Origin of the sequence: Burkholderia sp. DN3021, from assembly GCF_049805555.1 — a bacterium.
Taxonomy (GTDB): Bacteria; Pseudomonadota; Gammaproteobacteria; order Burkholderiales; family Burkholderiaceae; genus Burkholderia; species Burkholderia pyrrocinia_C.
The window spans coordinates 158,719-171,191 of record NZ_JBNCAB010000002.1 but is presented as its reverse complement, the minus strand read 5'-3'; the positions used below and the strand labels follow the sequence as shown (position 1 = coordinate 171,191).

At 56.4% G+C, this 12,473-nt stretch carries 9 protein-coding genes; 5 read left to right on the top strand and 4 right to left on the bottom strand.

The window, feature by feature from the left end:
* Nucleotides 1–118: 118 nt before the first annotated feature.
* From ACPUER_RS01975 to ACPUER_RS01965, 3 genes are all read left to right on the top strand, one after another.
* Nucleotides 119–1,030 (top strand): LysR substrate-binding domain-containing protein, encoded by a 912-nt coding sequence (locus ACPUER_RS01975; protein ID WP_425130227.1) that lies wholly within the window; start codon nucleotides 119–121, stop codon nucleotides 1,028–1,030.
* Between the two features lie 123 nt (nucleotides 1,031–1,153).
* On the top strand, nucleotides 1,154–2,470 hold the full coding sequence (locus tag ACPUER_RS01970) for an MFS transporter (protein ID WP_425130226.1): 1,317 nt from the start codon (nucleotides 1,154–1,156) through the stop codon (nucleotides 2,468–2,470).
* 12 nt (nucleotides 2,471–2,482) lie between these two features.
* Nucleotides 2,483–3,724 carry an amidohydrolase family protein gene (locus ACPUER_RS01965; protein WP_425130225.1) on the top strand — a complete coding sequence of 414 codons (1,242 nt, stop codon included), beginning with the start codon at nucleotides 2,483–2,485 and terminating at the stop codon, nucleotides 3,722–3,724.
* Nucleotides 3,725–3,984: 260 nt separating this feature from the next.
* Here ACPUER_RS01965 and ACPUER_RS01960 read toward each other — a convergent pair whose 3' ends face one another.
* Nucleotides 3,985–4,281, bottom strand: coding sequence for a hypothetical protein (locus tag ACPUER_RS01960; RefSeq protein WP_034182176.1), 297 nt, complete (start codon nucleotides 4,279–4,281; stop codon nucleotides 3,985–3,987).
* A gap of 771 nt (nucleotides 4,282–5,052) precedes the next feature.
* On the opposite strand from ACPUER_RS01960, the gene ACPUER_RS01955 reads away from it, so the two are divergent.
* Nucleotides 5,053–6,228: a hypothetical protein gene (locus tag ACPUER_RS01955; protein ID WP_425130224.1), complete on the top strand. Its 1,176-nt coding sequence runs from the start codon at nucleotides 5,053–5,055 to the stop codon at nucleotides 6,226–6,228.
* Nucleotides 6,229–6,672: 444 nt separating this feature from the next.
* Nucleotides 6,673–8,361 carry a hypothetical protein gene (locus ACPUER_RS01950; protein ID WP_425130223.1) on the top strand — a complete coding sequence of 563 codons (1,689 nt, stop codon included), beginning with the start codon at nucleotides 6,673–6,675 and terminating at the stop codon, nucleotides 8,359–8,361.
* A gap of 419 nt (nucleotides 8,362–8,780) precedes the next feature.
* On the opposite strand, the gene ACPUER_RS01945 is transcribed toward ACPUER_RS01950, so the two are convergent.
* The 3 genes from ACPUER_RS01945 to ACPUER_RS01935 are packed head-to-tail and all read right to left on the bottom strand — an operon-like array spanning nucleotide 8,781 to nucleotide 12,405.
* Complete coding sequence (locus tag ACPUER_RS01945) at nucleotides 8,781–10,736, bottom strand: DUF3732 domain-containing protein (protein WP_425130222.1); 1,956 nt, start codon at nucleotides 10,734–10,736, stop codon at nucleotides 8,781–8,783.
* Entirely contained in the window at nucleotides 10,736–11,245 is a 510-nt protein-coding gene (locus tag ACPUER_RS01940; RefSeq protein WP_425130221.1) for a three component ABC system middle component, read from the bottom strand. Before ACPUER_RS01940 ends, ACPUER_RS01945 begins: the two co-directional genes overlap by 1 nt.
* Nucleotides 11,242–12,405, bottom strand: coding sequence for an ABC-three component system protein (locus ACPUER_RS01935; protein WP_425130220.1), 1,164 nt, complete (start codon nucleotides 12,403–12,405; stop codon nucleotides 11,242–11,244). Before ACPUER_RS01935 ends, ACPUER_RS01940 begins: the two co-directional genes overlap by 4 nt.
* Nucleotides 12,406–12,473: the final 68 nt, after the last annotated feature.

Sequence of the window (12,473 nt, the reverse complement as noted above, 5' to 3'; positions counted from 1 at the left end):
CGCGCGTTGCGTTCAATCTTCGCATGAATGTGCCGGCTAGCTATGCCCTTTCCGCCTTGTGATTTCCTTTCAATCCCCTCGTATCATGTCGGCAGCGCCATCGACTCCCCTGCCCGCCATGCGCATCACGCCCCTGCCGCCCCTTCAGTGTCTCGTCGCGTTCGAAGCCGCCGTGCGTCACGCGAGCTTCACGAAAGCCGCCGCCGAACTGCACCTGACCCAAAGCGCGATCAGCCGCCAAATCCAGCAGCTCGAGGAATTCCTCGGCCGCTCGCTGTTCGTCCGCGAGCATCGTTCGTTGCGGCTGACGATCGCCGGCGAGCAATACGCGACGCAGGTCCACCACCTGCTCACACAATGCGCGGAAGCCACGCAAGACGTGATGAAGCCGTATGGCGATCTCGAACTGACGATCGCGTGCTCGTCCGGCGTCGCGCTCCTGTGGCTTACGCCCCGGCTGCCGGACTTTCGCACCGCGTATCCGAATATCAAGCTGCGCCTGATCGTGCGCGACGGCCTTGCATCGATGTCACCGGCCGAATTCGATGTCGGCGTCTACTACGTGCGCCAGCAAGCGCCGGCCGAATACACCGCGCGCCGGCTGTTCGACGAGGAAGTGTTTCCCGTCTGTTCGCCGGGCTATCTGGCCGGCCGCACGCTCGACGCGGCCGATCTCGCAAACGAGACGCTGTTGCGCCTCGAGGACGGGCAGCGCCAATGGATGTCCTGGTCCGAATGGTTCGACATGAACGACGTCGACCGGCAGAAGGCGCAGCCGCAGGACATCATGATCAACTCCTATCCGCAGATCGTGCAGATGACCATTCTCGGCCAGGGCATGTCGCTCGGCTGGCGCTACATGATCGACGCATGCATCGAGGCCGGCCTGCTCGTGCGCGTGACGGAAGCGTCCGCGAGCCACGGCGGCGGCTATTACGTGATCTCGCCCAACGACCGCGCGCAGAACCAGGCCGCCCGCCTGTTCACGCGCTGGCTGTTCGAACAGGCGGAGAAGCAGACCACGCCCTGAGCGCGATGCATGCGTGCAGCGCATGCGTGCATGCGAATCTTTCGTTTCAAAAAAAAATCCGGCTGTCCTTAGCATGGGATTCACGCGGGGCAGCCGTCCCGTCTTCTGACAAAGGAAGAGACCATGCAAGGAACGCTTTCCCCGCGCGCCGCGCCTTCCATCGATGCGGCGGTACAGCAGCGTCGCCGCGCCATCGTCGCGACCGTGATCGGCAACGGCCTCGAATGGTTCGACTTCACCGTCTACAGCTTCTTCGCGGTAGTCATCGCGAAGCTGTTCTTTCCGACCGGCAACGAACTGACGTCCGTGCTGCTGACCGTCGCGACGTTCGGCGTCGGCTTCTTCATGCGGCCGGTGGGCGGCATCGTGCTCGGCGTCTATGCGGACAAGGTGGGACGCAAGGCAGCGCTGTCGCTCACCATCCTGCTGATGGCAGCCGGCACCGCGCTCATCGGGATCGCGCCAACCTACGAACAGGCCGGCATCGCCGCGCCGCTGCTGATCGTCGTCGCGCGGCTACTGCAAGGCTTCTCGGCCGGCGGCGAGATGGGCGGCGCCACCGCGTTCCTCACCGAATACGCGCCGCCGGAGAAACGCGCGTATTACTCGAGCTGGATCCAGTCGAGCATCGGCTTCGCGGTGCTGCTCGGCGCGGCGACCGGCACGTTCGTCACGACGTCGCTCGACGCGCAGGCGCTGCATAGCTGGGGCTGGCGGCTGCCGTTCCTGCTCGGGATCATCGTCGGGCCGGTCGGTTACTTCATCCGCAGCCATATCGACGAAACGCCCGCGTTCAGCGCCGTCGAAGCGCAGGCGAAGGAAAGCTCCCCGCTGAAGGAAGTGCTGTCCACCTACCCGCGCGAGACGTTCGCGAGCTTTTCGATGGTCATCCTGTGGACCGTCTGCACCTACGTACTGCTCTTCTACATGCCGACGTATTCCGTGCGCACGCTGCATCTGCCGCAGTCGACCGGCTTCGCGGCCGGCATGGTCGGCGGGCTGATGATCATGTGCTGCTCGCCGATCGTCGGCAGGCTCGCCGACGTGTGGGGACGACGCGTGTTCCTGTCCGGCTCGGCGCTCGCGATCCTCGTGCTTGCGTGGCCGATGTTCGCGTGGATCAACCATGCGCCCGGGTTCACATCGCTGATCGTGTTCCAGGCCGTGTTCGGCGTGCTGATAGCGACCTATACCGGGCCGATCCTCGCGGCGTTTGCGGAGCTGTTTCCGACCAAGGTGCTGTCGACGGGGCTTTCCGTTGCGTACAACTTCGCGGTGACGATCTTCGGTGGGTTCGCGCCGTTCCTGATCACGTGGCTCATCGCCCGCACGGGCAGCAACATGGCGCCTGCCTGCTACGTGATCCTCGCGGCGGCAGTCAGTTTCGTCGGGACGCGCTTCGTGAAGGATGCGAAGCGGGCTGCCGCCATGACTCGATAAGGATATTTCCTCATGACCATTACCGTGCTTCAGGGCGGCAACGTACTCGACCTCGAACGGGGCGTGTTGCTCGAACATCATCATGTCGTGATCGACGGCGAACGGATCGTCGAAGTCGCCGATCGGCCGGTGGATTTACCGAATGCGCAGGTGATCGACGTGCGCGGCAAGACTGTGATGCCGGGGTTCATCGATTGCCACGTGCATGTGCTCGCTTCGAATGCGAATCTCGGCGCCAATGCGGTGCAGCCGAATATTCTCGCGGCGATCCGGTCATTGCCGATTCTCGATGCGATGTTGTCGCGTGGGTTTACCAGTGTGCGGGATGCCGGGGGGGCGGATTGGGGGTTGATGCAGGCGGTCGAGACAGGGCTGGTTTCGGGGCCGCGGATTTTTCCGTCGGGGAAAGCGTTGTCGCAGACCGGCGGGCATGGGGATTTTCGGCCTCGGGGGGATTTGCTGGAGCCGTGTTCGTGCTGTTTTCGGACGGGGGCGATTGCGCGGGTCGTGGATGGCGTTGAAGGTGTGCGGCTCGCCGTGCGCGAAGAGATTCAGAAAGGCGCGACGCAGATCAAGATCATGGCTTCCGGTGGGGTTGCTTCGCCGACTGATCCGATTGCCAACACGCAATATTCGGAGGACGAGATTCGGGCGATCGTCGACGAGGCCGAGGCCGCGAATACTTATGTGATGGCGCATGCGTATACGGGGCGGGCGATTGCGCGGGCTGTGCGATGTGGCGTGAGGACGATCGAGCACGGGAACCTCGTGGATGAAGCGGCGGCGAAGCTCATGCATGAGCACGGGGCGTTTGTGGTGCCTACGCTTGTTACTTATGACGCGCTTGCCAAACATGGGGCGGAGTTCGGGATGCCGGCGGACTCCGTGGCGAAGGTGGCTTCCGTGCAGCAGAAAGGACGCGAGTCGCTGGAGATCTATGCGAACGCCGGCGTGAAGATGGGGTTCGGGTCGGATCTGCTTGGCGAGATGCACGCGTTTCAGTCGGGCGAGTTTCGGATTCGGGCTGAGGTGCTGGGGAATCTGGAAGCGCTCAGGTCGGCGACGACGGTGGCGGCGGAGATTGTGAACATGACGGGGCAACTGGGCGTCGTAGCCGCCGGTGCGATCGCCGACATGGTCGTGCTCGACGGAAACCCGCTCGCCGATATCGGCGTCGTGGCCGGTGAAGGCGAGCACGTCGCCTATGTGATGCAGCGCGGGCGGATCGTGAAGGCGCGGGACGGCGGGCGTTGATGCGTCGTTCGGATGCACGGGAATATTCGGGCCGTCGCTTGAATCCGGATACCTCCGAGTCAATCGAATCCATTCGCTTGTTTCGGCACGCACGGAGCGGCCTCACGGCCGCTGCGGTCGTGACAGTTGTTGAAGGTGGCTGCGGGCGCGAATCACGATATCCGAGGCGATGGCCAGGGCGGCATCGCCCCGGCGGTCAGTCGCGTTCGTGCAAACCCTGCAATCCACTCGCAAGAGCCACATCAAGCGGCCCTTGCTCGTTATGCCGGCGTGTCTTCCGGTTCTGGGTCGTGGTAAGGCTGCTCTCGCAGCGCTAGCTGGCTGTAGTCCGGCGAGATCGTGATTTTCCGGGTGACGTAGTTGACGTCGAGGTAGACGCGATCGCCCGGTTTGAATCCAAAGATCTTGAAATCCAGATCGATTGCCTTCATCCACGGCAGGTAAGGCCAGCCGCGCTTGGGAAGGTCCGGGTAGTTGCGGAGGACCAGCTCAAACGTCTTTTTCATATCGACCGGTTTGTTCTTCCTGCGACGTGTCTTACTATTGGCGTCAGCCATTTCCGACTCCTTGGGTGAGTTGGTGGTGGTCAGCGGGTCGTATGGGTTGCCGCCCATGCGGCCCGCGCTTTTTGTTGCCGTGGATTTCCCTTCTCTCTCCCCCTTCGCTGCGTCTTGTTGGGCAAGACGGTTTTTTTTCGACCATCGATGCGAAGGGTGCTGCGTTCAACTTCCGATGGGCGAGAAGCAAGGCTTCATGACCAGTGTAGTCGTGCTGGCATCTCAGAAATGGGGAATTGGGGGGGATTGGCCGTTAGGCATAGGGATGGGCGGGATGCGGGATTGAGGCATCCCTCTGTGCCCTTCGAATCGCTAAGGCTGGCCGGCTCTGGGCCATTTCAGTCGTGGGAAACGGCCTCGACCATCGCCCTTCTCAAGACCTACGGTACGCGACCGCTAACGCTCTACGCGTTGACGTCGATCGAGCGATAGTGATCGAATCCGGAAGTGCGTCACAGGAATGCCGGTCGGGTGCGGCTGCTTCAAGTGCAAACGCCGGTAGTCGACCCGGAGCCGCCTGTCGTCAATTCGAAGGCCGACGGCGGATTCCGACCCGATAGCAGCCGAATAGCTTCATATTTGGACTGAGGACGTAAAAGCACAGCTCGCCCGTAGCTCCCGCGTCCGCGACGACGGAAGCTACCTGCAAGCAATTGCTGACTTTCGCACTTGCCTTTCGCAGCCGATTTTCATATTGAAACTAGCGCATCAATCTACACTCAGCGTATGACCTCGATATAATCAGCTCTTTACGGCTCGATAGCGTAGATCATGTCGCTGAACGTTTTTTACGAAGGCCTGAACGACTTTTGCCGAAAATTTCTGGTCATCGGCTCACCTACCCAGTCCAATGATCCAGTGCAGTTCATGCGCCAATGGGAAGATGTTGCCGGGACTCTGTTCGAGAGCTTCTTGTTGTTTGACACAGTCTCATTAAAAGTTCACGGTGAAAATCTTCCGTTGGCGATGCTCCTATCCCTGATGGGGGATAGAGCGGTCCTCGACCTGGCCGAAAGCGGCTCTCTCCGATTTGTACTTTGGACGCCCATGGTTGCGCACATCACGGACGACATTCCGGGCATTGACCCGCTGACCTATGGCAATCTTTCCTCAGCTGCACATAGCGACCCTGAGGAATCTCTTGCTCTAGGTTTGTCGCGCTACACCAAAAAGCTAGATCGTTCAAATCGACGTGCGCTCATCCGAAAGCTCCGAGACACTTATACAATTCCCGACATGCAATTGGCCGCTGAGGTTGTAGAGATTTCCAAATCGGCGTACGAAAGCGGTCGACTCAAGGGATATGGCCTTGACCCGAGTGAAATTGCCTACCGGGACATACCGTTGAAGAAAAGGGAAACGCTGTCGAAGTGTGCGGGAAGTTTGCTTGAGTACAAATTTGCGATGTCGAACAACATGACATCGTATTCGAATCGCGACTTCTATGAGTTCCTCAGCCAGTCTTGCGGGCGACTCTCATCCGTGGAAACTCGTCTCTCCGGATTCACTACCCTGGCGCGCCTAGAGAATATACCGGACTTGAAGCAACTGTATGCTCAAATCGAAGTGCCATTTTCGAAGATGATTGCGCTCCGGAAGAAACGAGCTTCCCGCAATTTCCGGGAGTGGCTCTCTCTCGCACCATGCGATGTCGCAGCACCGGAGGGGCTGTCCAAATACTATTTGGATGCACTCATGCAGCCCGTTGGACTCTTTCAGTCCACTGGTGGAAAGCTCGCGAAATCAATTGCCATGACGGCTATCGGCGCTGGCATCGGCATGGCAACCGAATCGCCATACGCTGGCGCCCTCTTGGGCGGCCTTGCGGGCATCGCGTCCGTAGGCGCCGGTTTCGGTTTGGATCTCGTCGACCAGTTTTTGCTCGAGGGAATCACAAAGGGTTGGACTCCGCGAGTGTTCTTCGACGGCGTCCGGACGCTGGAATAGCTTAGACGAAGGGTGTTCATGAACTCCTCTTGCTCGAAAGGATCCTTGAGCAAGGATGGCATAACGAATGTCCGCTGTCAGTGTGCGGATTCAACCCGTCGCTGGCGCATTGCGGGCGGTCGGTAAATTGTCGGCCGAAGCGGCGATTGACCGATCAGCGAAGGCATGTCCGGAAGAAACTTTTGCATGGACGGTCATATCAATCAAGCCGCCACTGCCCTTTCTTGACGCCTCTCGTTCGCCGATCCGTCACTGAGCGTTCAGCGTGGGCCTCTGAACCTCACACTTGACGTGCGGGGAAGACAAAAAAGTGCTGCGCGTACCTCACGGACCAGAATATGTACTATGATTAAAATTTAAAAGTTTGACGATCTTTAACTTCGTCGAAATAACCGATATGATGGATCACGCGCAATTCAATAAACAACGGGAGAGGGGGCGCACATGACCGAGGTAATGGGGCCGAAGCAAAATACCAATTATCTAAAATCGGCGGTGGCACAAATATATGGCGACGACGACGACTTCATCGTAATCGGCCTAACTGGTCGGACGGGTAGCGGTTGCAGCACAGTCGCCAGGATTCTTCAATCTAGACAAAATCAAATTCGCCATAGTCTTTTTTCTGGCAGCGATGCCCACACCAATGAACAGCGAAAAGAGCGCATTTTACTGAGACATTTCGCAGCCACCTGGACTCCGTTCCTCCTCCTGCAAGTTAGAGCCATAATTACCACCTTTCTTTTGGATCAGGAGGGCAGCTTTGCAGCCGACAGATTTTCAAATCTCTTTGAGTCCGATGCTAAACGGGTGGCTTTTGCAGATCTCCTTGATGAACTTCGAACACCTTATATTGCAATAAAATCCGACGACAAATCCACGGATCCCATCGCATATTACACGCAAACACTTCCCACCAGGTGCGAGGCGCTTCGAGAAATTCTAGGGGAAAGCTCTTTTGTACAACTATATCAGAGTATCGGAAAAAATATTCGATTGTCCGGGGACCCTTATACCAAGACCCTAAAGGAAGGTTGTTTTTTTGCATTAGCGGAGCGGATCAACTCCATCATCAAAATAATTCATGATGCGAGAAAACAAAATAAAGAACCAACATATATCGTCGTAGATGCAATTCGAAACCCTCTGGAGGCAGTTTTCTTTCAGGATAGATATTCCGCCTTTTATCTACTCGCAGTCTCCACACCGGAGAATGATCGACTGATGCGTCTCCGTGAATTGAAGTACTCGGACTCCGACATCGAATCAATCGACAAGATCGAATATACGGCACACGACCTAGACGACCCTGATTTTTATTCAGTTCAAGATATTCAATCCTGTCTTCAGCGCGCCGATTTATACGTAAGCAACCCAAACGTTGCTAGCAAAGTTGCTGAATTCCAAGAATTATCGAATCAACTTATAAAATTTGTTTCATTGATTAGACGCCCTGGAATTGTCACGCCCTCTGCAGTGGAGCGATGTATGCAGATGGCATACACCGCGAAGCTAAATTCCGGCTGCATTTCTCGCCAAGTGGGCGCCGTGGTTACTGATCCGAACTATTCCATCAGATCTATCGGTTGGAACGATGCGCCACATGGCCATGTACCCTGCAACCTTCGAAGCCGCGACGACCTTCTTCACGGGGACGATAAAATTGCTTACAGCACTTTCGAGAAAACCGACGAAAAATACCTTGGCCACTTCGAAACTCGAAGCGAACGATTCAAGATAGTTTCTTCGACTGGGCGCAATAATGCTTTTTGCTTTAAGGCAGAATATAACACCTTCAAGGGCGACAGAAATCAAGTTCACACACGTTCGTTGCACGCCGAAGAAAACGCGTTCTTGCAAGTTTCAAAGTATGGGCTTGCATCAATAGAAGGTGGACTGCTTTTCACCACCGCCAGTCCATGTGAGCTTTGCTCGAAAAAAGCATATCAACTTGGCATTAGAAGGATTTACTATATCGACCCTTATCCTGGCATCGCCCTAGATCACATACTTAAGGGCGGGGCGAATAATCCCGAGCTTTTACTGTTCTCGGGCGCAATTGGCCGAGCGTTTCATAAACTTTATTCTCCAATAGTCCCATACAAGGACGAGCTGAATGCCGTTACCGCGTGATCGTTGAAATTTCTCAGCGCCGCGCTGGAGCGTATGCTCAGATCGCTGAGGATTTAACCAGCGACCGCCGATGACCGCTTAGGTAAATAAAATTATGTGCGCCATCGGGCATTTAATGGCGGTTTTCTGGGCGGAACCAGCGTTTAAATGCCAGCGCGACGGTTCAGGAGACGACACTTCATGGCCGGCAAGCGATTGCTGTCGGTCGTGGTCGCAGATGAACTATCGGTCTTGCTTCGCAGCGGTCGCCCGAGAGCCAGCGCCCTCGCCTGCCCGACGGCAGATAGCACGCGTTGGCGTCGCTCTGCTGCTCGGTGGCATTTTAATGGTCTGCCGTTCGCGAGTGCGACACATGCTCTCTCCCAGATGCAGGAATTTGCCGTCGAAGCTGGTCATCGCAGTAGGCATCGCCCTAGAACCTAGATCCATTCAGTCGGCACTAGGCCTTGCCCGCGCCACTCTTCAACACGATGGACATTGGCCAGCCCCCCCCAGACTTCTTCGTCAGCGTGATCAAGTACGACGATCTGTAATCGGCCTGAGGTTTTTGTGATAATGCGATCGAAAAGTGTGAATACCTTTCGTACCGCAGCCACGTCCTCGTTGTTCCATTCCGGATCTAGGTTCTCTTCTAATGCCTTTCCCGCTCGTAGGGTTGGAAAGTAAACTTGGCTTGGTTGATCGTATATTAGCAATCCCGGCACCGGATGATTCAGCTTGCTAAGAAAATAGCCTTGCAGGGAAAGGGTGAGCGCCACATGGTATGCAAGCCAATTTGCACCGCTACCAATCTCCCAAAGGAAATCATCGCGCGTACCACGAATAACCTTTACCGTGAGATCTTGGATATTGAGCCGAATAGGGGCATCTGGCCACTCCCCATCAAGCTGTGGAACTAGCCGCGAAGAAATGGACTGAATCGTATCCAGAGCGTTTTCCGTTTTCCGACCTATTTCGTGTTCAGATATCAGTTTGTTCAGGTCCTCAACTTGCGTCCTCAGCGTTGAAATCTCTTCATTAAGCGCTGAAGACGTGTCGAGCGTTTCATACAACCTCAGAGCTTCTTGCAGGCGGCCAAGGAAACGCGAGATTTCCTCTCCACGAGTTGTCACCTTGCGAGCTTCTTCCGACTGCCCTTCCAATGTCCGTATTTCTTGGCGCACTGCCGCGAGATCCGCAAGGATCGTATCCACTGCTTCGCGCAGACGAAGCGTTTCTCTTCCTAGGGATTCCGTCACTCCCGGGTGCGATCGCAGCCGGAGTTCTATGCCCTCAAGCGCCTCACAGAGTTGATCAATCCGCACTCGTCCAGCATCGCTCGGTTCAAGTACCGCCGCGGGACGTTCAGTTGCCAGTTCGCGAATCCATCTCGATAATTCCAACCGATCGCGCTGGACGTGGAGGCCGTCCCGATACGTGTCACTGCTCTCATCCAGGCGCCGCAGTTCGTGCAGCCGATTACGAGACTGATTGAGATCCATCCCAAGCTTGGACTCAGCCGCTCGCAGTTCCGTGAGCCGCGCCATTATGACATCCATGGAAGCCAGCGTTGGGGTCGCGGCTTGAGCGTCACTTTGCATTGCGGCTCGAAGTAGGTCTACGATCGAGGGCCAGTCGTTCGGCACAGTCGTATGCGTCGGCAGTAGTCCGTACTCAATCGCGAGACGTACCCAAGCGAAGCCCTCTCGTTGCCAAGATGCGCCAGAAGCCTGCCGGGCCTTCAACTCGCCTTCCTTGCGGCGAAGCAGCCGGGCGATGCGCTCCAACTCATGGCGTGCGTGCAGAAGCTCTGGGCTGATTGCACCAAGCACATAAGGAAAGATGGTTTTTAGTTTTTCGCGATGCTCCGTGGTGTCAGCCTTGAAGAACATGACGTCGGGGTTTGCAACGATGTTCTGAGGCTGAAAAATGAAAGCCATCAGATCTCGAAAGCTTGGCCGTGACTTGAACCGATCATCGCTTCCTGGCTCAAATTGCAGGTTTGACAGGCCTGCAAGGCGATTCAGGACTGCCTTGACGTAGTCAACCGTTTGGTTCTTCTCTTGGATGACAGGAGGCGGCTCGACTTCCGCTCCCTCCAAAAGGAGCATGTCGCCAGAGGCCTTCAAATCGCCGGGTTCCCGGCGGGCAATAAGCTTTTGCCCCTCAAGGGTATCGACCAGCACACCAAACCAGGAACAACTCTCGCGAATCACGCCCACCGGAATAGCGCATTTTTCTGACCCTAGGCAGTAGTCAATTATCGGTATCACCGACGACTTGCCGGTCTTCGACGCCCCGCTGATGACGTTGACCACGCCGGGTTCAAACTTCACAATGCGTGGTTCGCCACCGCGTCGTGGCCATAAAATGACTTGTCGCAGTTGGAAATACATCAAAACTCCACTTTCAGTGTGTGCACTACCTGCTGATCGGTGAGACCCGCAAACCAGTAGCCGATCCTTTCACAAGCCGGCCCAAGGCGTCGAATTCGCTCCGGCAGCACAGGTATGCGTAAGTCGTCGTACGGACCGTTTGACCGGATCTTGGCTGTCATCGGATCGATCTGAACGAGACCTGACTGCTCCGCGGACACTAGTGAGTTCAGGGTCAGCCGTCTTAACGCCATCGCTCGACTGTGAATTGCAATGAGATCTTCCCGCTTATCCCCGAGCTTGCCGGCAAACAGATGCAACCCCGATGCTTTATGCGTGCTCAGCACCATCGTCAAGGTCGGGCTATGCAGGATCAGCGGAAGGACAAGAAATGCAAGGGGTAGCGTCGCTGCGAGGCCATCACGATCTTGGTATCCGAGGCCAAACTGCCACAGCGCGTAGGCACCCAGCGCCTCGTTCTGAACCAGCGCCGCCTCGCTAAGGCGGCGTGGCTGAACGACTTCGCTCATGCTTCATCCTCCTTATCCAGAAGGACTTTATGTTCCGGATGCCAGCCAAGCTCTCGCTTGTCCGCCAGATCATTGAACGCTCCGTGGGTGAAATAGTCCGGTACCGTGCGGCTACCTATAGGCACCTGCAAGACCGAGCATCGGCCGTAGACGAGTCGACCTCGCACGGCTTCCGGCTTGTCCGAATGGAGGTCTTTGACCTCGCTGGCAAACGCTTCGTGCCGACGCAGCAGCGAGTCCTCCCAATCCTTAAATGTATCGTCGTAGATAAATCCGGCTTCGGCCCACTTCACCTTGTCGCCGGACGTTCGCATGAGATCACTTGCCGCCCGAAGTTGCTGCGCCTCCGTGGCTTCGATTAACTGCAGTTGCCGTACGAACATCGGTCTACTCGTCAGTACTGCCTTGGTGTCAGCCGTCGTCGGAATCGCAGATAACGAGGCAAGGTAGCCGGGCATATTGTTCTGCTGAACGAAGGCGTGAAAGCTTTTCCGAAACTCTCTGACACCAATCAATGCCGGCATACCATCGCGGATAAGGCGGTCTGCCCGCGCCTGTGCCATACCGATGGCGGCTTCGCAAATGACGTCAATTGATCCGTCCGGAACAGTTGGCTCCAGCAGAGCTCGCAGAGGTTGCACCGGATCTGCATCGCTGCTGAAAACCGAGGTCTTGCAAATGACCTGATTGCGAAGGGCACTTGCCACATCAAGAAATCTCTGTACGTGCGGCATGCATTTTGGTGGTTCGGCCTTCTTGTTGAGCTTGTCTTTGACCTGTTTGAGCAACAGGTCTACGGCATCTGCAGACGTTGCGTCATGAATAGCTGAACTTACCTTTCCGAACTTCGGTGGTGTCACGTACAAGCGAAACGTTGCTTTGCTCCCGTCCACCTTTTTTGATTCGATCGCGTCAAGCCAATTCGCAATGGTCTTCCAAAGGTCCTCGGACCAATCAGAGAGAGGGTTATGGGACAGCGCGCTCTTGCACTGTTCCAAAAGAACATTTCCATCGGAGTAGTGAACGGCGACATCATCCAGAAACTCTAAGGAAACTATGGAATCCGACGGACTGCTGAGCAGGTGATAGCAGAGCCGGACCGGCTGCAATGAGAAACCCAGATAAGGGCCAGGCGCGCTGTGCTTGACTAATGCTGTCATTCACTCTGCTCCAAGTCTTCCCGACTATGGAAAGCTACCCACCTGCAATTCGCGAACTCCATGGTTCT